Origin of the sequence: Biostraticola tofi (assembly GCF_004343195.1) — a bacterium.
GTDB lineage: Bacteria > Pseudomonadota > Gammaproteobacteria > Enterobacterales > Enterobacteriaceae > Biostraticola > Biostraticola tofi.
Genome location: NZ_SMCR01000002.1, coordinates 576678 through 596822, shown reverse-complemented (window position 1 = coordinate 596822; position 20145 = coordinate 576678). Strand labels below are relative to the sequence as shown.

The window sequence follows — 20145 nt, the reverse complement described above, 5'->3', positions numbered from 1 at the left end:
CCTGAGTGATCAATGCGGATTCGCAATCGATTATCTCATATTCCCGCCAGCGGTCCAATTAAAGCTAGGAGGTAAAAGGACACGCCAGCGATATGATATCATCGGTAGAGGCCGCGCCGTTGCCGGCAGAATCCGTTAGTCCCTGACCCTCGGTCAGAGTACAATTCCCGACAATGATAAACGGTTGACGCCCCCGGCTACCGATGCTGACCGCTTAATGGACCGCTATGACTAAATACAGTTTACGCGCGCGCATGATGATCCTGATATTAGCCCCTACGCTGCTTATCGGCCTGTTGCTGAGCGCTTTTTTTGTCATCCATCGTTACAATGAACTGCAGAATCAATTGGTGAATGCCGGGAAAAGCATTATCGAGCCGCTGGCGGTATCGACCGAACAGGGTCTGGCATACGGCGATCGCCAATCGGTTCAGAATTTCATCAATTTGTTGCATCGGCATCATTCCGAGATTGTGCGCGGCATCAGTGTTTTTGATGCCGCCAATCATTTACTGGCCAGCTCGAACTATCAGCAAAATCTCCAGCAGCTTCAGCTGCCGGCCGATACGGCACTGCCGCAGTCTCTTACCCTGGAGCGGCACGGCGGCAGCCTGGTGATGCGTACCCCGATAATCAACGAGACCGAACAGTCGGTCACGCAGACCGCTGCGCCCGGGATAAGCCAGCGAGCGGCGATGGGCTATATCGCCATTGAGCTCGATCTGGACTCCGTGCGCCTGCAGCAGTACAAGGAGGCGTTTCTCTCCACCCTGCTGCTGCTGCTGTGCCTGTGTATCGCCGTGCTGTTTGCCTATCGTCTGATGCGAGACGTTACTGGCCCGATCCGCAACATGGTCAGCACCGTCGACCGCATCCGGCGCGGTCAATTGGACAGTCGGGTGGAGGGCTTTATGCTGGGCGAACTGGATATGCTGAAAAATGGCATCAACTCCATGGCGATGTCTCTGACCGCTTATCATGAAGAGATGCAGCAAAGTATCGATCAGGCTACCTCGGATCTGCGCGAAACGCTGGAGCAGATGGAAATTCAGAACGTTGAACTGGATTTGGCGAAAAAGCGTGCCCAGGAAGCCGTCAGGATCAAATCCGAATTCCTGGCCAACATGTCCCACGAATTGAGAACGCCCCTTAATGGCGTTATCGGCTTCACCCGCCAGACGCTGAAAACCCCGCTGTCGCCCACCCAGCGGGATTACCTGCAGACCATTGAGCGCTCTGGCAATCATTTATTAAGCATTATCAATGACGTGCTGGATTTCTCCAAGCTTGAGGCCGGCAAACTGCTGCTTGAAACCATTCCCTTCGCCCTGCGGGCCAATCTGGATGAGGTTGTCGTGCTGCTGGCCCACACCGCCCATGAAAAGGGGTTGGAGGTAACGCTTAATGTGCAGCATGAAGTGCCTGAATATGTTATCGGCGATCCGTTGCGCCTGCAGCAGGTCATGACCAATCTGCTGGGCAATGCCATCAAGTTTACTGAAAATGGCAATATCGATATCAGGGTGGAAAAGCGTGATGATCATTACGATCAAATCATGCTTGAAGTCCAAATCCAGGATACCGGCATCGGCATTTCGGCCTTGCAGCAGTCCCAGTTGTTCCAGGCCTTTCGTCAGGCGGATGCCAGTATTACCCGCCGTCATGGCGGCACCGGCCTAGGGCTTATCATCACCCAGAAACTGGTGAAGGAAATGGGCGGGGATATCAACTTCCATAGTCAGATTAACCAGGGATCCACCTTCCGTTTTTCGATCCCGCTGCAGCTTAATCATCTGGCATCGCCCGACCCGCATCAGTATGATTATCTCCTCAATAAACGTCTGGCGTATGTAGAAAGCAACGCCGCCTCCGCCAGGGCTACCCTCGACATGCTGGATACCACGCCGCTGAGGGTGGCCTATAGCCAGACCTTGGACCAGCTGCCGGCGGGGCTATACGATTTCCTGCTGCTAGGCAAGCCGGTTCAGCCGCGCTTGTCGCTGCTGGAAATAAAACGCGAACTGGTGAGAACCAGCAAAATGGCTCCCTGCGTTATCCTTGCTCTGCCTTGCCAGGCTCAGGTCGATGCTGAGCAAATCAAGAAAATGGGCGCCTATGCCTGCCTGGCGAAACCGGTCTCATCAGGGCGCTTGTTCGCCCTGTTGTGCGAACAGCAGCTGCAACAGGTGCCAATCTCCGCTGACACCCCTCCGCTGCCGTTTTGCCTGCCGCTGAAAGTGATGGCGGTCGATGACAACCCGGCCAACCTGAAACTGATTGGCGCGCTGCTGCGCGAGCGGGTGGGCCACACGGTGTTATGCGAAAACGCCCGCGAAGCCATCGCCTATGCCCGTCTTCACTCACTGGACTTGATTCTGATGGATATCCAGATGCCGGAGATCGACGGACTTCGCGCCGCCGAGCTGATTCGCCAGTTGCCTCAACACCAGCGCACGCCAATTGTGGCGGTGACCGCCCATACGCTGGAAAATCAGCAACAGCATTTGCTGGCATCAGGGATGGACGATTATCTGCCCAAACCGATTGACGAAGCGATGCTGCAGCAACTGCTGGCTCGCTATGCGCCCGCCGGTAGCAGCCCGCATCCTGCTACTGAGCCGAGCGGCCTGCCGGACAGGCAGGATATCAGCCTGGACTGGCAGCAGGCTCTACGTCAGGCGGCGGAAAAGCCGGACCTGGCGCTATCGCTGCTGAAGATGCTGCTGAACGCCCTGGAGGACATCAGGACCGAGGTGGAGCTGCTGCTGTCAGACCCAGAGCGCCCTTCGCCGTTGCCGATGATTCACAAGTTACATGGCAGTTGCTGCTACAGTGGCGTTCCTCGTCTGAAACGGCTGTGCGCCGATATTGAGCGCCAGTTGCACAGTGGCGTGGCGGTCAGTGAGCTTGAGCCCGAATGGCTAGAGATGCTGGATGAGATTGAAAATGTCAAATTGGCCGCCGAGCCTTTTCTTGAAAGCGCAACGGCGGCCGAAAAATGACGTTGATGCCGTCACAGACATGTTGGCGGCGAGTTGATGACTTAAATGCCCTCGCCGCCAGCTTGATGGCGGCGAGTTGATGACTTAAATGCCCTCGCCGCCAGCTTGATGGCGGCGGGTAAATTACTTGAATGCCGCAGCCAGCTTGATAGTGGCTGCGATGTTACGCGCCGTCATGCGCACGTTGCCGGCGGCGTTTTCCAGCGCATCATCCAGTGAGCAGATGCTGTAAAGCACACTGAATACCGCATCAAGGCCGTGCTGATGGACGATGCCCACATCAGCGGTCAGGCTGCCGGCAATACCTATCACCGGTTTATTGTAGCGTTTGGCCACTTTTGCAACGCCGATGGGCACTTTGCCCTGAATAGTCTGGCTGTCAATGCGCCCTTCACCGGTGATGACCAACGTCGCATCCTTGACCAGTTCGTCCAGCCCCAGCGCTTCGGTGACAATTTCGATGCCTTTGCGCAGTTCAGCACCGCAGAATGCCTGCAAACCAGCGCCCATGCCGCCTGCTGCTCCGGCACCCGGCTCATGTTCCACGTCCAGCTTCAAATCACGACTGATAATGGCGGCGTAGTGTTTAAGCGCCGCATCCAGCCGGACGATCATTTCAGGAGTAGCGCCTTTCTGCGGCCCGAAAATAGCCGAGGCGCCTTCGTCGCCGGTCAGCGGATTGGTCACGTCGCAGGCAACTTCAAACCGACAGCGGGCAATGCGCGGATCCAGGTCTGACACATCAATCCTATCGAGCTTATCGAGCTCGCCGCCGCCATAGCCTATCTGCTCGCCGCTGGCATCCAGCAACCTGCCGCCCAGCGCCTGAACCATGCCGGCGCCGCCATCATTGGTCGCGCTGCCGCCGATACCGATAATGCAGTGCTCTACCCCTCGGTCCAGTGCGCTTTTAATCAGCTCGCCGGTACCAAAAGACGTAGTAAGAAGCGGGTTTCGGTCGCCGGAGCGAACCAGTTCCAGTCCGCTGGCCGCCGCCATTTCAATAAAAGCGCACTGTTTGTCGCCCGACAAGCCAAAGAAACCGTCTACCGGTTCGCCCAACGGACCAGTAACCCGGACATTGACTATCTCGCCGCCGGTGGCGGCGACCATCGCCTCCACAGTACCCTCTCCGCCATCGGCGACTGGCAGTTTGACGTAAAGGGCATCGGGAAATACCTCGCGAAATCCATTTTCAATCTGCGTCGCGACTTCCAAAGCAGATAAACTCTCTTTATAAGAATCCGGTGCGATTACTATTTTCATAAACTACCTGCGCCTGTTGAGCCTGAGCCGGCGAAATGGCATCTTCGCCGGCTGATAGAGCGCCCGTCAGGCGCCCAGCCGGATTAATGACGTTTGACTTCTACCTTGGCCAGCTTTTCATAATAACAGGCGAGAGCACTGTGATCCGCGGTACCCAGGTCGTCTTGCTTCAGGGCCTGCATCATTTCCATGACCGCCGCGGTCAGCGGCAATTGAGCACCGACGCCATGGGAGGTATCAAGGGCATTGGCCAGGTCTTTGATATGCAGATCAATGCGGAACCCGGGCTTGAAGTTGCGATCGAGCACCATCGGCGCTTTGGCTTCCAGTACGGTACTGCCGGCCAGTCCGCCGCGAATCGCCTGGAACACCAGTTCAGGATCCACACCGGCTTTGGTTGCCAGCACCAGCGCTTCGGACATCGCGGCGATGTTCAGCGCCACAATCACCTGGTTAGCCAGTTTGGTCACGTTACCGGCGCCAATGTCGCCGGTATGCACTACCGATCCGGCCATTGATTTAAGCAGATCGTAGTAACGATCAAATATCGCTTTATCACCGCCGACCATCACCGACAGGGTGCCATCGATAGCTTTAGGTTCACCGCCGCTGACCGGCGCATCCAACATCAGAATCTGTTTTTCAGCCAGTGCCGCGGCAATTTCACGGCTGGCCAGTGGGGCGATGGAGCTCATGTCGATCACTACGGTGCCGGCTTTAGCGCCTTCAATAACGCCGCCCTCACCCAGCACCACTTCTTTAACGTGAGGGGAATTCGGCAGCATGGTGATGATAACGTCAACCTGTCCGGCCACTTCACTGGCGCTTTGGGCCGCTACGGCACCTGCGGCGACAACTTCAGCGACCGCTTCCTGGTTGCGATCAAGTACCACCAGAGAATAGCCCGCTTTGAGCAGGTTTTTGCTCATTGGTTTTCCCATGATGCCCAAGCCAATAAATCCAATTTTCATGTCGCTTACCTCATTCTTTTCTGATGAAGCGCGCCAGGGCGCGCCAGTTACATTATTGCTTGAATTTGTCGCACAGCGCCTGCGTCGAGCTTCTGAATACGCCCAAATCGCTACCTACCGCGACAAAACGCGCGCCCCACTCCAGATAACGGCGGGCATCGACTTCAGCCGGGGCCAGAATGCCGCTGGGTTTCCCCTGGGCTTTGGCGCGGGCAAAGATATGGCGGATGACGTCCTGTACTTCAGGATGGTTTGGCTGTCCCAGATAACCCAGCGCCGCAGATAAATCGCCCGGTCCGACAAAAATACCGTCCACGCCGTCTACCGCCGCGATGGCGTCAATATTGTCCACCCCTTCCTGGCTTTCGATTTGGGTCATGACGGTGATATTTTCATCAATGATGGAGAAGTATTCCGGTACCGTACCGTAGTTGTTGCAACGATGAGAAACCGAGACGCCGCGGATGCCCGCCGGCGGATAACGGGTAGAAGACACCGCACGCAATGCCTGCTCTTCGGTTTCAATAAACGGAATCAGGAAATTATAAAAACCGATATCCAGCAGGCGTTTAATAATCACCGGCTCATTGGTCGGCGGCCTGACTACCGGCGCGCTATGGCTGCCCTTAAGCGCCATCAGCTGTGGTACAAATGTGGTGATATCGTTGGGCGCATGTTCTCCGTCCAGTACCAGCCAGTCGAACCCCGCCAGACCCAAGACTTCAGTTGATACCGGGTTCGCCAATGCGCACCAGCAACCAATCAGGGTATCGCCTGCCAGCAACTTCTGACGAAAACGATTTGGCAGTAATGGATTATTCATAATTGACCTCTTTGCAACATTACGTAAACGTTGGGACCCGGCCTGCAGGCCGGGTCTCCCCTATCAGGATTTAACCAGTACCAGGCGTTTGATTTCACCGACCACTACCAGGTAGCAGAACATTGCCGCCAGTGCTGAACAGCCGACGAAAATCAGCGCCGCGTTGAATGAATGTAATTCTTTAACCATATAACCGATGGCCAGCGGGGTCACGATTGACGCCACATTGCCGAACACGTTGAATACCGCGCCGCACAGGCCGACGATTTCTTTCGGCGCGGTGTCAGCGATAACCGGCCATCCCAGTGCGCCAAAACCTTTACCGAAGAAGGCCAGCGCCATCAGTGCAACCACTATTACCGTGTTGTCAGTGTAATTACACAGGATAATACTGGTCGCCAGCAGCATCCCCAGCACGATAGGAATTTTTCGCGCCACGGTCAGTGAATGGCCGCGTTTGAGCAGATAGTCGGATACCACGCCGCCCATCACGCCGCCGACAAATCCGCACAAGGCGGGAATCGAGGCGACCAGGCCAACTTTCAGGATGGACATGCCTTTATCCTGAACCAGATAAATCGGGAACCAGGTCAGGAAGAACCAGGTGATACTGTTAATGAAATATTGACCGAAGAATACACCCAGCATCATGCGGTTGGTCAGCATCTGCTTGACGTAGTCCCATTTAGGCCCGTCCTTGCGTTTGCCGGCCGATGGCGCATCCATATCCACAACCGCGCCGCCGGCGGCGATATAATCCAGTTCCGCCTGAGAGACGTGCGGGTGTTTGTTTGGGTTATGCAGGAATTTCACCCAGATGATGGTCAACACAAAACCCACAATACCCATCACGGTAAACACATGTTCCCAGCCCCAGGCATAGGTCAGCCAGCCCAGCAATGGCGAGAAAATGGCCAGGGCAAAGTACTGGGCCGAGTTAAAGATGGCTGAAGCGGTGCCGCGCTCTTTGGTCGGGAACCAGGCGGCAACGATACGGGCATTGGCCGGGAATGAAGGTGCTTCAGAGAAGCCCAGCATAAACCGCAGAATAAACAGCGTCATGGCCGCATAGGCTATCGGGAAAAAGCCGACAAAGCCCTGCAGGAAGGTGAAGAAAGACCAGAAGAACAGACTGTAGGTATAGACGCGTTTGGATCCGAAGCGGTCAAGCAGCCAGCCGCCAGGGATTTGCATAATCAGATAAGCCCAGCCGAAAGCCGAAAAAACCAGTCCCATCTGGCCGGCATCCAGGCCGAGGTCACGCGCGACATCAGTACCGGCAATTGACAGAGTGGCTCGGTCAGCATAATTGACCGCCGTTACCAGGAATATAATAAATAATATTATGTAGCGCACATGCGTTTTGGCGTTACTTTTTGTCTGAGTTGTAATGCTCATAGGATACGCTCTAGTAGAAGATGACAATGCCCGACAATATGGCCAGCTATTAAATGATTTGCGGGACATCATCATGGAATTAATGATTTCCTCCGAAGAGGCGTTTCATTTCACCGTATTGCCACTTTAATACTTATTTTCGATGGCAGGCATAGTTTAGGAAACCTGGTTTCAAATAGCATTATGCAAGTGACCAATGTTCCCATTGCTGAGGTGTCGTTTTTGCGGCATAAGCCCAATGCGACGCGACCTGTATCACGCTATTTCAACAGCATGAAACCATTAAAGGAAATTAGTGATGCAGGTCACTATTTCTTCAGCATTCGCCTGATAAATTCGCCCGCATCAGGGGTAAACTCAGTCACATGCACAATGAATGACCTTACTAATATGACTATAATACTGGCATTAACCGTGTTGTTATCGTCATCATATTGAGCAGTGGCGCAAAGAATTTTATTTTTTATTTCGGAGTGAGCTATGTCATCTACGATTATCACAACCGCTGAAAGAGCATTCTATATTAAAGTGCATGAAAGCGATAACGTCGCCATTATTGTAAATAATAACGGACTAAAGGCTGGCACCCAATTCCCGGATGGACTCACCCTTATTGAACATATTCCTCAAGGCCACAAAGTGGCGCTGACGGATATTCCCGCCGATGGCAATATCATTCGCTACGGCGAAATAATTGGCTATGCGCTGCGTGATATCAAACAAGGCAGCTGGATTGATGAGTCCCTGGTTAAACTACCCGAGGCCCCTGCCCTAGAGACCCTGCCGCTGGCCACTAAAGTCCCGGATCCGCTGCCGCCGCTCGAGGGCTATACCTTCGAAGGTTACCGTAATCCGGACGGCAGTGTCGGTACCAAGAATTTACTGGGTATCACCACTAGCGTGCACTGCGTCGCCGGAGTCGTTGAATATGTGGTCAAGCTTATCGAGCGCGACCTGCTGCCTAAATACCCCAATGTCGATGGCGTGGTTGGACTGAATCATCTGTACGGCTGCGGGGTGGCAATCAATGCGCCGGCGGCGGTGGTGCCGATCCGCACCATCCATAATATCGCCCTGAACCCGAATTTCGGCGGTGAAGTGATGGTGGTCGGCCTGGGCTGTGAAAAGCTGCAGCCAGAACGCCTGCTTGAAGGTACCCCTGACGCCATTCCTATCGCCCAGGAAGGCGCCAGCATTGTGCGCCTGCAGGATGAAAAACATGTGGGCTTCAAATCGATGGTTGACGATATCCTGGCGGTCGCTGAAAGCCACCTGCAGCGGCTGAACCAGCGCAAGCGTGAGACCTGTCCGGCATCGGAACTGGTGGTTGGCATGCAGTGCGGCGGCAGCGATGCGTTTTCCGGCGTCACCGCTAATCCGGCGGTAGGCTTTGCCTCCGACCTGTTGGTACGCTGTGGCGCCACGGTGATGTTTTCCGAAGTGACTGAAGTTCGCGATGCTATCCATTTGCTGACACCGCGCGCCGCCGATGAACATGTCGGACGCCGTCTGCTGGAGGAAATGGCCTGGTATGATGATTACCTGAGTGCCGGCCAGACTGACCGCAGTGCTAACCCCTCTCCAGGTAACAAGAAAGGCGGTCTGGCCAACGTGGTGGAAAAAGCACTGGGTTCGATCGCCAAGTCCGGTACCAGCGCTATTTCCGAAGTGCTTTCACCGGGCCAGCGCCCGACCAAGCGCGGCCTGATTTACGCCGCCACTCCTGCCAGCGATTTCGTTTGCGGCACCCAGCAATTGGCCTCAGGCATTACCGTGCAGGTATTTACCACCGGGCGCGGCACCCCTTACGGACTGGCGGCGGTACCGGTTATCAAGATGGCGACCCGTACCGCATTGGCGGACCGCTGGTATGATTTGATGGATATCAATGCCGGTACCATTGCTACCGGCGAAGCGACCATCGAGGACGTGGGCTGGCAGCTGTTCGAATTTATCCTGGATATTGCCAGCGATCGTAAAAAGACCTGGTCTGATCAATGGGGCATTCATAATGCGCTGTCGGTGTTCAACCCGGCGCCAGTGACCTGAGAAAACGTCAGTCACGCGGGTGCAGCAGCAGCAAAAAGCCGGCAATATGCCGGCTTTTTGCTGTGTCGTCTGGGGTACTGCGGTTGCGGTTACCCTCTGCCCTGTTAACGCACCAGCGCCGGACGCTTGTTATCGAAGGACCAGCCCGGGACCAGGTATTGCATGCCGATAGCATCATCCCGCGCCCCCAGTCCATGCTGCTGGTAAAGCGCATTGCCTTTCATCAGTTGGTCCTGGTCAAGCTCTATCCCCAGGCCTGGTTTTTCAGGCACCTTCACTTTGCCGCCTTGAATGCGCAGCGGTTCGCGGGTCAGACGCTGATTGCCCTCCTGCCAGATCCAGTGAGTATCGATAGCGGTGATTTTTCCCGGTGCCGCCGCCGCGACCTGGGTGAACATCGCCAGGGAGATATCAAAATGGTTATTGGAATGCGATCCCCAGGTCAGTCCCCATTCATGGCAGAGCTCGGCGACGCGCACTGAGCCCTGCATGGTCCAGAAATGCGGATCGGCAAGCGGAATATCGACCGATTGCAGCGCCAGGGTATGGCCCAGTTGGCGCCAATCGGTGGCTATCATATTGGTGGCGGTCGGCAGGCCGGTGGCACGCTTGAACTCGGCCATGATTTCGCGGCCAGAGAAACCTTGCTCAGCGCCGCAGGGATCTTCGGCATAGGCCAGTATTCCGCGTAACTGCCTACCCAGGGTAATGGCTTCATCGAGCGACCAGGCACCGTTGGGATCAAGGGTAATGCGTGCCTGGGGAAAGCTGTGCGCCAGCGCGGTTACCGCTTCGGCTTCTTCTGCACCAGCCAGTACGCCCCCTTTAAGTTTGAAATCATTGAAACCATACTTTTCCTGGGCAGCCTGTGCCAGCCTGACTATCGCCTCAGGCGTCAGCGCAGCTTCATGGCGCAGTCGGTACCATTCGCAACGCTCATCGGGCTGCTGCCGATAGGGCAGGTCCGTTTGGCGGCGGTCGCCGATATAAAACAGATAACCCAGCATATCGACTTCGCTGCGCTGCTGGCCATCGCCCAGCAGGGCCGCCACCGGCACCCCTAAAAATTGGCCCAGCAGGTCGAGCATGGCCGCTTCTATGCCGGTGACTACATGAATGGTGATCCGCAGATCGAAGGTTTGGCTGCCGCGACCGGCGGCGTCGCGACCGGCAAACTGCGAGCGGACCGCCTGCATGACGTTTTTATACTCGGCAAGCGTTTTACCGACAACCAGTGGGGCGGCTTCCTCCAGCGTGCGGCGAATGAGCTCCCCGCCGGGGATTTCCCCGACTCCCTGCTGGCCGGCGTTGTCGGTCAGCACGACGATATTGCGGGTAAAGAACGGCGCGTGGGCGCCGCTGAGATTTAACAGCATGCTGTCATGGCCGGCGACCGGAATCACCTTCATGGTTTTTATGACGGGTGTCATGTACATTCCTCAGGCTGATAAAGCCTGGCTGATCCGTGGGATTGGCTGCAATCAGTCAGGGAAGAGATAATCGACTGTAGCGCTGCGCGGTAATGCTGTCATTGTGCAGCCGTCATAGGGTTATTATGCAGACGACCAATATCAGCGGTTGAGTCAGCGGTTGTCAGCGGGCAGGCGGGCCCTTTCTCCGCAGATGCCTCCTGCCTTTTTTTATCGGTAATGTGACCTTGCCTGCAAACTTGGAATGATATCCTTCGAGATTGTGCGTTTGCACAATGTATGACAACGCATCGCTGAGTATGCTGAGAGTCAGATCGATTATCATGGGATGAGCGGGGATGGCGACGTATCATCTTGATGCCAGGTTGGCTCAGGAAATTGTAGCAAGAACAATGCAGATTATTGATAGTAATATCAATGTGATGGATGCCCGCGGCCGGATCATTGGCAGTGGGGATCAAGAGCGTATCGGTGAGCTGCATGAGGGCGCCCTGCTGGCGCTGTCCCAGGCCCGTATAGTCGAGATCGATGAAGGCGTCGCCAGGCATTTGCATGGTGTTAGGCCGGGCATCAATCTGCCGCTGAAGATCGACGGGACGATAGTCGGGGTTATCGGTTTGACCGGTAATCCCGGCCAGTTGCGTACCTATGGCGAGCTGGTGTGCATGACGGCGGAGATGATGCTGGAGCAGGCCAGGCTGCTGCATATGCTGGCACAGGACAGCCGGCTGCAGGAGGAGCTGGTGTTGAATCTTATTCGCGCGGAGGAGGTGACGCCGGCGTTGAGTGAGTGGGCGCAGCGATTGGGGATTGATATTCATCAGCCGCGGGTGGCCGCGTTGGTTGAGGTGGACAGCGGTCAGTTCGGGGTGGACAGCGCAATGGCAGAGCTGCAGCAGTTGCAGAATCTGCTGACCACGCCGGAGCGTAACAACCTGATTGCGATTGTGTCGCTGACCGAGATGGTGGTGCTGAAGCCAGCGTTGAACAGTCACGGTCGCTGGGATGCTGAGGAGCATCGGCGGCGCGTGGATACGCTGTTTTCGCGAATGACCGAGAGCGGCAGGCTGCGGGTGCGGATTGCGTTGGGCAATTTTTTTACCGGCCCCGGCGGGATAGCCCGTTCATGGCGCACCGCCTGTACGACGATGGCGGTCGGTAAGCAGCGTTTGCCTGAGGAGCGGCGTTATTTTTATCCTGACTTGATGCTGCCGGTGCTGCTGGACAGTTTAAGAGGCGGATGGCAGGCGAATGAGCTGGTGCGTCCGCTGGCGAAGCTTAAGGCGATGGATGGTAATGGGTTGCTGAGACGGACGCTGATTGCCTGGTTCAGGCATAATGTGCAGCCTACTCCGACGGCCAAGGCGTTGTTTATTCATCGTAATACGCTGGAATACCGGTTGAATCGCATTTCGGATATGACCGGGCTGAATCTGTCCAATTTTGACGACCGGTTGCTGCTGTATGTGGCGCTGCAGCTGGATGATGACGCTTGACAGCCCGCGTTGGCTTGCGCCGATTCGACCCATTCGGGAGGTTTGCCGTTTAAACCGACATAGCCCGGCCTAAGACGCCGGGCTATGTCGGGCACGCAGTATTTACTGGGCCAGCAAGTAGAGGCTGGCGTCTCCGCGCTTGATGTTGAGCGCCAGGACAGCGGGTTTGCTGTCCAGGACTTTGCGCAGCTCGGCGATATTTTGTACCGGCTGCTGGTTGAGTCCGAGGATGATGTCGCCTTTTTTCAGGCCGATGCGTTCGGCCTTACTGCCGGCTTTGACGTTGTCGACCTTGACGCCTTTTTCGCTGCCGGTTTCGGTGTTGCTGAGTTCAGCGCCTTCGATACCGATATAGACGGCGGCGGAGTCGAGCTGGGATTGGGTGCTTTGTTCCAGGGTAACGGTGACATTGACCGGTTTGCCTTCGCGCAGCAGGCCGAGCACCATTTTGGTTCCGACCGGCTGGGAACTGACTTCTGCCCGGAAGGCGGCAAAGCTGGAGATGGCTTTTCCGTTCATGGTGACGATAACGTCACCTGCTTTGACGCCGGCCTTGGCTGCAGCGGAGTTCGGCAATACCTGACTGACGAAGGCCCCGCGTTGAGCATCGACTTTCATGGCTTTTGCCAGGTCGGAGGTGAGCTCCGCACCGAGGATGCCAATTTCACCGCGGCGTACTTGACCGTAAGCCACCATTTGCGTAGTCAGGTTTTTTACCATGTTGCTGGGGATGGCGAAGCCAATGCCGATATTGCCGCCGCCGGGGGCGAGGATGGCAGTATTGATGCCGATGAGTTCGCCATTAAGGTTCACCAGGGCGCCGCCCGAATTGCCGCGGTTGATGGCCGCATCGGTCTGGATGAAGTTTTCGTAATTTTCGATATTCAGTCCGCTGCGCCCCAGGGCTGATACGATGCCTGAGGTGGCGGTTTCGCCCAGGCCGTAGGGGTTGCCGATCGCCACGGTATAATCGCCTACCCGTAACTGGTCGGAGTCGGCCATTTTGATGGCGGTCAGGTTTTTGAAGTCTTTTAACTGTACCAGCGCGATATCGGAACGCGGATCTTTGCCGATGACGGTTGCGTCAAAGCGGCGGCCATCGCCGAGCTGGACCTGGATTTTTGTGGCGTCATTGACCACGTGGTTGTTGGTGACCACATAGCCTTTGGCGGCGTCGATGACCACCCCGGCACCCAGGGCCTGAAACTGCTGGCGAGCGGGTGCGTTCTGGGCGCTATCATCACCGCCATCGGAACCCTCAGTACCGTCCCCTCCCTCTGCGCCGCCCTGGCACAAGGGTGAGGCTTGAAAAGGCGATCCATCCTGGCACAGGGGCGAGTTCTGGCCGAAAAACTGCTGGAATTGTTCGGGGATACCGGCGGGGCCGGCACTGGCCGCCGGCAAGCTGCCCTCAACGCTGATGCTCACCACGGAAGGCATGACTTTCTCCAGCATCGGTGCCAGCGTCGGCATCTGCTGACCGCCGGTCGGCGCCTGACCCGGCGTTTGTTGCCCACCCATGGGTGCCTGACCCGGCGATGGCTGACCGCCGGTGGGGGCCGGCTCTGCCGCTGGCTGGCCGCTGGCGGCGGAGGCGGTTTCGGCCGCTGAGGCCGGCAGCAGATTCATCGTCAAACCTAAACTTAATACCAGCGCACTCAGGACTAGATTTGCTTTTTTCATTAGTGATTATCTCGATTAATCGTGCAGGCCAGACTCTGGCCGATCGCAATGGTTTATGATGAGATTTATCAATTAACCCTAAGTTCATTGTCAAAAAAGCGGCAAAGGTAAAAAATTATTGGCGGCCTTTACAATTCATCATGCTGCTTGACGGTCAGTCCGCCGCCATCAGACGGCGGTATTCATCCCAGGCGTAGAGGTCGGTCATACCGCTGATATAGTCCTGGATAAGCCGCGCCCGATAATAGAACTCCAGCATCTCCCATTGCGAGGTCGGTCGGGTCTTGATGCTGTCCATTCCCTCAGTGTAGGCCATACGGTGCTTGGTTGGCAGTTTATGGAGCAGTCTGGTCGCTATCGGGTAGCCACGGTGATAATCGTTTTCCATCAGCGAACGGAATTCAGTCTGCGGCATTTCCATTAATGGATTGTAGATTTCCAGCAGTCCGCTGATAACCCGATATCCCTGCAGCTCAAGCAGTTCCACTTCCGGGTGGTTAAACACATGCTTGAAGGCCACATTCTTGAATATTTTCAATAACCTGTATGCCGGACTGGAGTCCTCCAGCAGTGCCTGGTTAAAGCATCCACTAAAGATAGGCTCCAGGTTGTCCAGAAAACGATCTGCCGCGTGCGGCACCAGGCGGGCAACCGCATTCACCCGCAGAAACATGAAGAATTGATCGCCGCTGCGCAGACCCCGGTTGCGCTGGATCTTGTCATAGGCCTGGGTGACTACGCGATCGAACAGATCATTTTTTTCGTCCCTGCCCCACTCTTGCTGCAGGTGCAGATAGAGTTGTTCGACGGTGAATATTTTCTTCTCCACCGCATCTTCCAGGTCGGCGATGCAGTAGGAGATATCATCGGCGGCTTCCATTATGTAGGTCAGGGGAAAGCGGTGAAATTCACCCAATGACAATTGCTGGCGCAATGTTTTGACATACTCCTCTTCCGCCAGGTAGTAGCCCGGTTTCTTCATCAGGTAATCAAAGGCGGGCGGAATCGCTCCCTGCCAGTAGGCCGGACGGGTGTACTTGAGAATGCAACCGACCTGGGCATAGGTCAGATTAAGCTTAAGCAGGCTGTGCACCATGCGGATAGCCTGGGCATTGCCCTCGAAATGGCAAAGGTCCATGCGGATCCTGCTGCGCAGCAGATTGTCCTGATCCTCACCGGCGCGCAGGCGCAGGCATTCGATCTGGCAGCGGTCATTACCCGGGGTGATGCTGTCCAAGCCTGCGCTGTCCAGCCGCTGATTGAACCAGTTATTGATCGCTGACTCGCCAAAGTGGCCAAAGGGAGGATTACCGATGTCGTGCATCAAACAGGCCATTTCAACAATGCTTTCAAACGGCGCCTCCAGTTGAGCCAGTCCCAGGGCGCCAAGTCGGTTGTCGCGTCTGAGCCGGTAGAGTACCTCTTTGGCGATATGGCGGCCGACCTGCTGAACTTCCAGCGAGTGGGTCAGGCGTGAGCGCACCGCGGCATTACGCTCCAAGGGAAAAACCTGGGTTTTCTGCTGCAGGCGCCGTATGGCGGCGGAGTTGATGATCCGCCCTCGATCGCTCTCGAACTGGCGAATGATGGCATAATCATCCTTTGCCGAGATAGTGGCGCTGTAAGGGCGCTGGTAGCTGATTTTCTGGCTAAAGTCGATGGCGGACATCATTTTCCCTCGGATAAATTCCCTGGCTACCGTGATACCAATACCACCGGTTAAACGCAACTGCATTGGCAATTATTTCCCCGCCTCAGGCATAATAGGGATACGCGCCTGGAAAGCTGTGTATTTCTTCGTTACCCTCCAGGCATCAATTTATAAAGTCAGTAATGGGAATAATTATGAGAGTAGGCATCATCGGCGCCATGGAAGAGGAAGTCACTCTACTGCGGGACCAGATTTCCGATCGGCACACCTGGCAATGCGCGGGCTGTGAAATCTACAGCGGCAAACTGAATGGTGTGGACGTCGCCCTGCTGAAATCCGGTATCGGCAAGGTGTCGGCAGCGTTGGGAACTACCCTGCTGCTGGACCACTTCAAACCTGACATGGTGATCAATACCGGTTCCGCCGGCGGCCTGGATCCCTCGCTGAAAGTGGGCGATATCGTGGTTTCCCATGAGCTGCTCTACCATGACGCAGACGTCACCGCATTTGGCTATGCCCCCGGCCAGATGGCCCAGTGTCCGGCAACCTTCCCGGCCGCCTCTTCGCTAGTGGTTGTGGCAGAGGAATGCATAGACCGGCTGGGTCTGCATGCGGTTCGTGGTCTGGTGGTCAGCGGCGATGCGTTTATCAACGGCGCCGAACGGCTTAACCACATCCGCACCACTTTCCCCGAGGCAATCGCCGTTGAAATGGAAGCGACCGCCATTGCCCATGTCTGCCATCAGTTTGCCGTGCCGTTTGTGGTCGTACGTGCCATTTCCGACGTTGCTGATCAGGCATCCCACCTGAGTTTTGAGGAATTTCTCACCGTAGCCGCCAGGCAATCGACCGCCCTGGTGATGGCGATGCTGCAGGAATTGGCCGGCCAGCAATAATGCGCAGGGTGTCCCGCCTGTTGCTGGCGCTGGGGCTACTTGCGGCGGCCCTGCCGACTCTTGCGGCGCATCGGGTCATTAGTCTTGCCCCTCATACGACTGAATTAGCCTATGCCGCCGGGATGGGCGATGTCCTGGTGGCCGTTAGCGCCTGGTCAGATTACCCGCCGCCGGCCCGGCAACTTGAGCAGGTTGCGTCCTGGCAGGGGGTGAATATTGAGCGGATCATGGCGCTTAAGCCGGATCTTATCCTGGCGTGGCGAGGAGGTAATCCACAGCGGGCCATGGAACAACTGGCGGCGTTTTCTATTCCCGTAGTCTATATCGACCCGGGCAGCATCGCCGATATTGCCCGAGCGCTGGATAACCTGGCGCGTTACAGTCCCCATCCGGAACAGGCGCACCAGGCAGCCAGGCAGTTACTTAAAGGTGAAGCCGAGCTTAAACAGCGTTATGCCGGCCTGCGCCACAGGCGGGTATTTATGCAGTTTGGCACCCAGCCGCTGTTTACCGCCGCCGGCGATACGCTGCAAAGCCGGGTACTGTCGCTGTGCGGTGCCACCAATGTGTTCAGCCACAGCCCAGTTCCCTGGCCCCAGGTTGGCCGCGAACAGGTGCTGCTGCGTAAGCCAGAGGCTATTGTGACCATCGGTAATCAGGACCGAAGCGAAGCCATACGGCAGTTTTGGGCACCTCATCTCAAGGTGCCGGTGATTACGATAAAAGAGGACTGGTTCAGTCGCGCCGGCCCGCGCATGCTTGACGGGGCGGAACAACTTTGTCAGGGCATGGCGGCACTGGACGGTTCCACGCTTGATGCCAAAAAGACAGAGGAATAAACATGCTGTACTGGCTTGATGTGCTGGGCACCGCGGTATTTGCGATTTCCGGCGTTTTGCTCGCCGGCAAGCTGCGCATGGACCCTTTCGGCGTGCTGGTGCTGGGGGTAGTGACCGCTATCGGCGGAGGAACGATCCGCGACATGGCGCTGAACCACGGCCCAGCCTTCTGGGTCAGGGATCCTACCGATCTGGTGGTGGCGATGGTCACCTGCTGCGTGACTATCATGGTGGTCCGCCATCCGCGTCGACTGCCGAAATGGATACTGCCGGTATTAGATGCCATTGGACTGTCGGTATTTGTCGGTATCGGCGTCGACAAGGCATTCCTCAGCGGAACCGGTCCGCTGGTGGCAATTTGTATGGGCGTCATCACCGGCGTAGGCGGCGGCATCATCCGTGACATATTGGCCCGGGAAATCCCGATGATCCTGCGAACTGAAGTCTACGCGACCGCCTGTATTGCCGGCGGCATCGTTCACGCCACCGCTTTTTACCAGTTTGGTATCAGTTCGATAGATGCAATGGTAATGGGGATGGGAGTGACGCTTGCGATTCGCCTGGCGGCGATCCGCTGGCACCTGAAATTACCGACCTTCGAACTGGACTCGTCCAGCCAGGACAGCAAACAGCGTTGAACGATGAAACAACCAGCCGATGTTACCGGCGCGTCCGTACCGCACCGGAAGCCATTGCTGGGAGCAGAGCAGATTCAGATACTGAACGAAGAACCACACCCACAGGTGGTTTTGGCGTTCGGATTGGTGACGATAAAGCGCGAACCTTCCAGGCCTTCGGTGTAATCAACCGAACCGCCCAGCAGATATTGCAGGCTCATCGGGTCAACCACCAGGGCAACGCCCTGTTTTTCAATGGTCAGGTCATCTTCGTTGATATTATCATCGAAGGTAAAGCCATACTGAAAGCCGCTACAACCGCCACCGGTAATGTAAACCCGTAACTTCAGGTTAGGATTTTCTTCATCCGCAATCAGATTTTTAACTTTGCTCGCCGCTGAATCGGTGAATTGTAAGGGTAACGCTGCAGTTTCACTCATCTAAGTACTCCAACCATGATTATCAGGACCGGAAAACATCACCTGATAGAGAGTAGTATTATCCCCCACCAACCGGCTACGTTCAAGTATTGCTCATTACGCCAGGCTTTTTTGCCGACGCGTGCTGTTCTTTCCGCATCTTTTGTCATTTCCCCACCGGCCGGCAGGCGATGACGCCGGCGCCAATCGGCTAACAAACAGTGCTTATTGCCGGTCAGTTTATTACACTAGACTCATCAGCATTGTTGTTTTCAGCCAGGAGCCCTGTAATGAGTCATTCCGAAAGTCTGTACGCCAAAGCGCGTGAAGTTATCCCCGGCGGCGTCAATTCGCCGGTGCGCGCCTTTAGCGGTGTCGGCGGTACGCCGCTGTTTATCGAACGGGCGGACGGTGCCCGCCTGTATGATGCCGATGGCCAGGGCTATATTGATTATGTCGGTTCATGGGGGCCGATGGTGCTGGGGCATAACAATCCGGTGGTACGTGAAGCTGTTATCGAGGCGGCGGGGCGAGGCCTGAGTTTTGGCGCGCCCACCGCCAAAGAAGTGGACATGGCCGAATTGGTCACCCGTCTGGTGCCTTCCATGGACATGGTACGGATGGTCAACTCCGGCACCGAAGCCACTATGAGCGCTATCCGCTTGGCCCGAGGTTATACCGGCCGGGACAAAATCATTAAATTCGAAGGCTGCTACCACGGCCATGCCGATGGGCTGCTGGTGAAAGCCGGATCGGGCGCGCTTACCCTCGGGCAACCCAGCTCACCCGGCGTACCGGCCGATTATGCCCGCCATACGCTGACTTGCACCTATAACGATCTGACCAGCGTCGGTCAGGCGTTTGAACAATATCCGGCCGACATCGCCGCTATTATTGTTGAACCGGTAGCCGGCAATATGAACTGCGTGCCGCCGCTGCCGGAATTCCTGCCCGGACTGCGTAAGCTGTGCGATGAGTTCGGCGCTCTGCTTATCATTGATGAAGTGATGACCGGCTTTCGCGTGGCCCTGGCCGGCGCGCAGGCCTATTATGGCGTAACGCCGGACCTGACCTGCCTGGGAAAAATCATCGGTGGCGGCATGCCGGTTGGCGCGTTTGGCGGACGTCGTGAAGTGATGGCGGCCCTGGCCCCCACCGGGCCGGTTTATCAGGCCGGTACGCTTTCGGGTAACCCGATCGCCATGGCGGCCGGCTTCGCCTGCCTGACCGAAGTGGCCCGTCCGGGAGTACATGCTCGACTGACGGCGTTAACCGACCGTCTGGCCGAGGGGCTGCTGTCAGCCGCAGAGCAGCAGGGCATCCCGTTGGTGGTGAACCATGTGGGCGGCATGTTCGGAATTTTCTTTACCGATTCACCGACCATTACCTGCTATCAAGATGTCATGTCCTGCGACGTCGAGCGCTTCAAAACCTTCTTCCACCTGATGCTGGCGGAAGGGATTTATTTAGCGCCCTCGGCGTTTGAAGCCGGCTTTATGTCGCTGGCGCACACTGAAGAAGATATCGACCATACCGTGGCCGCCGCCAGCCGCAGCTTCGCTGCACTGCAGCACGCATAAAGTTATCACTGGCGGCACAGTCGCT

15 protein-coding genes are annotated in these 20145 nt (G+C 56.3%); 7 read left to right on the top strand and 8 right to left on the bottom strand.

Translation table 11 applies throughout. The annotated features are described in order from the left end of the window. The first annotated feature begins 227 nt into the window (after nucleotides 1–227). Nucleotides 228–3002, top strand: coding sequence for a two-component sensor histidine kinase BarA (gene barA / locus EDC52_RS06880; RefSeq protein WP_131864575.1), 2775 nt, complete (start codon nucleotides 228–230; stop codon nucleotides 3000–3002). A 123-nt stretch (nucleotides 3003–3125) separates the two neighbouring features. On the opposite strand, the gene EDC52_RS06875 is transcribed toward barA, so the two are convergent. The 4 genes from EDC52_RS06875 to EDC52_RS06860 all read right to left on the bottom strand — a co-directional run bounded on the left by EDC52_RS06875 (nucleotide 3126) and on the right by EDC52_RS06860 (nucleotide 7460). After that, nucleotides 3126–4268 carry a glycerate kinase gene (locus EDC52_RS06875; RefSeq protein ID WP_131864574.1) on the bottom strand — a complete coding sequence of 381 codons (1143 nt, stop codon included), beginning with the start codon at nucleotides 4266–4268 and terminating at the stop codon, nucleotides 3126–3128. 83 nt (nucleotides 4269–4351) lie between these two features. Then, nucleotides 4352–5347 carry a 2-hydroxy-3-oxopropionate reductase gene (garR, locus tag EDC52_RS06870; RefSeq protein WP_131864573.1) on the bottom strand — a complete coding sequence of 332 codons (996 nt, stop codon included), beginning with the start codon at nucleotides 5345–5347 and terminating at the stop codon, nucleotides 4352–4354. Further along, nucleotides 5292–6062: a 2-dehydro-3-deoxyglucarate aldolase gene (garL, locus tag EDC52_RS06865; protein ID WP_131864572.1), complete on the bottom strand. Its 771-nt coding sequence runs from the start codon at nucleotides 6060–6062 to the stop codon at nucleotides 5292–5294. The genes garR and garL overlap by 56 nt, the downstream gene beginning before the upstream one ends. A gap of 63 nt (nucleotides 6063–6125) precedes the next feature. Beyond that, complete coding sequence (locus EDC52_RS06860) at nucleotides 6126–7460, bottom strand: MFS transporter (protein ID WP_131864571.1); 1335 nt, start codon at nucleotides 7458–7460, stop codon at nucleotides 6126–6128. A 480-nt stretch (nucleotides 7461–7940) separates the two neighbouring features. On the opposite strand from EDC52_RS06860, the gene garD reads away from it, so the two are divergent. Then, entirely contained in the window at nucleotides 7941–9509 is a 1569-nt protein-coding gene (gene garD / locus EDC52_RS06855; protein ID WP_131864570.1) for a galactarate dehydratase, read from the top strand. Nucleotides 9510–9613: 104 nt separating this feature from the next. On the opposite strand, the gene gudD is transcribed toward garD, so the two are convergent. Continuing rightward, a complete protein-coding gene (gudD, locus tag EDC52_RS06850; RefSeq protein WP_131864569.1) occupies nucleotides 9614–10945 on the bottom strand; it encodes a glucarate dehydratase in 1332 nt (443 codons plus the stop codon). A 332-nt stretch (nucleotides 10946–11277) separates the two neighbouring features. Here gudD and EDC52_RS06845 point away from each other — a divergent pair, with 332 nt between their 5' ends. After that, on the top strand, nucleotides 11278–12435 hold the full coding sequence (locus EDC52_RS06845) for a CdaR family transcriptional regulator (RefSeq protein ID WP_131864568.1): 1158 nt from the start codon (nucleotides 11278–11280) through the stop codon (nucleotides 12433–12435). Nucleotides 12436–12537: 102 nt separating this feature from the next. Here EDC52_RS06845 and degP read toward each other — a convergent pair whose 3' ends face one another. Continuing rightward, nucleotides 12538–14118: a serine endoprotease DegP gene (degP, locus tag EDC52_RS06840; protein WP_407924198.1), complete on the bottom strand. Its 1581-nt coding sequence runs from the start codon at nucleotides 14116–14118 to the stop codon at nucleotides 12538–12540. Between the two features lie 154 nt (nucleotides 14119–14272). After that, complete coding sequence (gene dgt / locus EDC52_RS06835) at nucleotides 14273–15787, bottom strand: dGTPase (protein ID WP_131864695.1); 1515 nt, start codon at nucleotides 15785–15787, stop codon at nucleotides 14273–14275. A 176-nt stretch (nucleotides 15788–15963) separates the two neighbouring features. On the opposite strand from dgt, the gene mtnN reads away from it, so the two are divergent. The 3 genes from mtnN to EDC52_RS06820 are packed head-to-tail and all read left to right on the top strand — an operon-like array spanning nucleotide 15964 to nucleotide 18142. Continuing rightward, nucleotides 15964–16665, top strand: coding sequence for a 5'-methylthioadenosine/S-adenosylhomocysteine nucleosidase (gene mtnN / locus EDC52_RS06830; RefSeq protein WP_131864567.1), 702 nt, complete (start codon nucleotides 15964–15966; stop codon nucleotides 16663–16665). Next, complete coding sequence (btuF, locus tag EDC52_RS06825; RefSeq protein ID WP_131864566.1) at nucleotides 16665–17504, top strand: vitamin B12 ABC transporter substrate-binding protein BtuF; 840 nt, start codon at nucleotides 16665–16667, stop codon at nucleotides 17502–17504. The genes mtnN and btuF overlap by 1 nt, the downstream gene beginning before the upstream one ends. A 2-nt stretch (nucleotides 17505–17506) precedes the next feature. After that, complete coding sequence (locus EDC52_RS06820; RefSeq protein ID WP_131864565.1) at nucleotides 17507–18142, top strand: TRIC cation channel family protein; 636 nt, start codon at nucleotides 17507–17509, stop codon at nucleotides 18140–18142. A 74-nt stretch (nucleotides 18143–18216) separates the two neighbouring features. Here the strand turns inward: EDC52_RS06820 and erpA are convergent, their stop codons facing one another. Beyond that, nucleotides 18217–18561, bottom strand: coding sequence for an iron-sulfur cluster insertion protein ErpA (gene erpA / locus EDC52_RS06815; RefSeq protein ID WP_131864564.1), 345 nt, complete (start codon nucleotides 18559–18561; stop codon nucleotides 18217–18219). Nucleotides 18562–18830: 269 nt separating this feature from the next. On the opposite strand from erpA, the gene hemL reads away from it, so the two are divergent. Beyond that, entirely contained in the window at nucleotides 18831–20120 is a 1290-nt protein-coding gene (hemL, locus tag EDC52_RS06810) for a glutamate-1-semialdehyde 2,1-aminomutase (protein ID WP_131864563.1), read from the top strand. Nucleotides 20121–20145 lie beyond the last annotated feature (25 nt).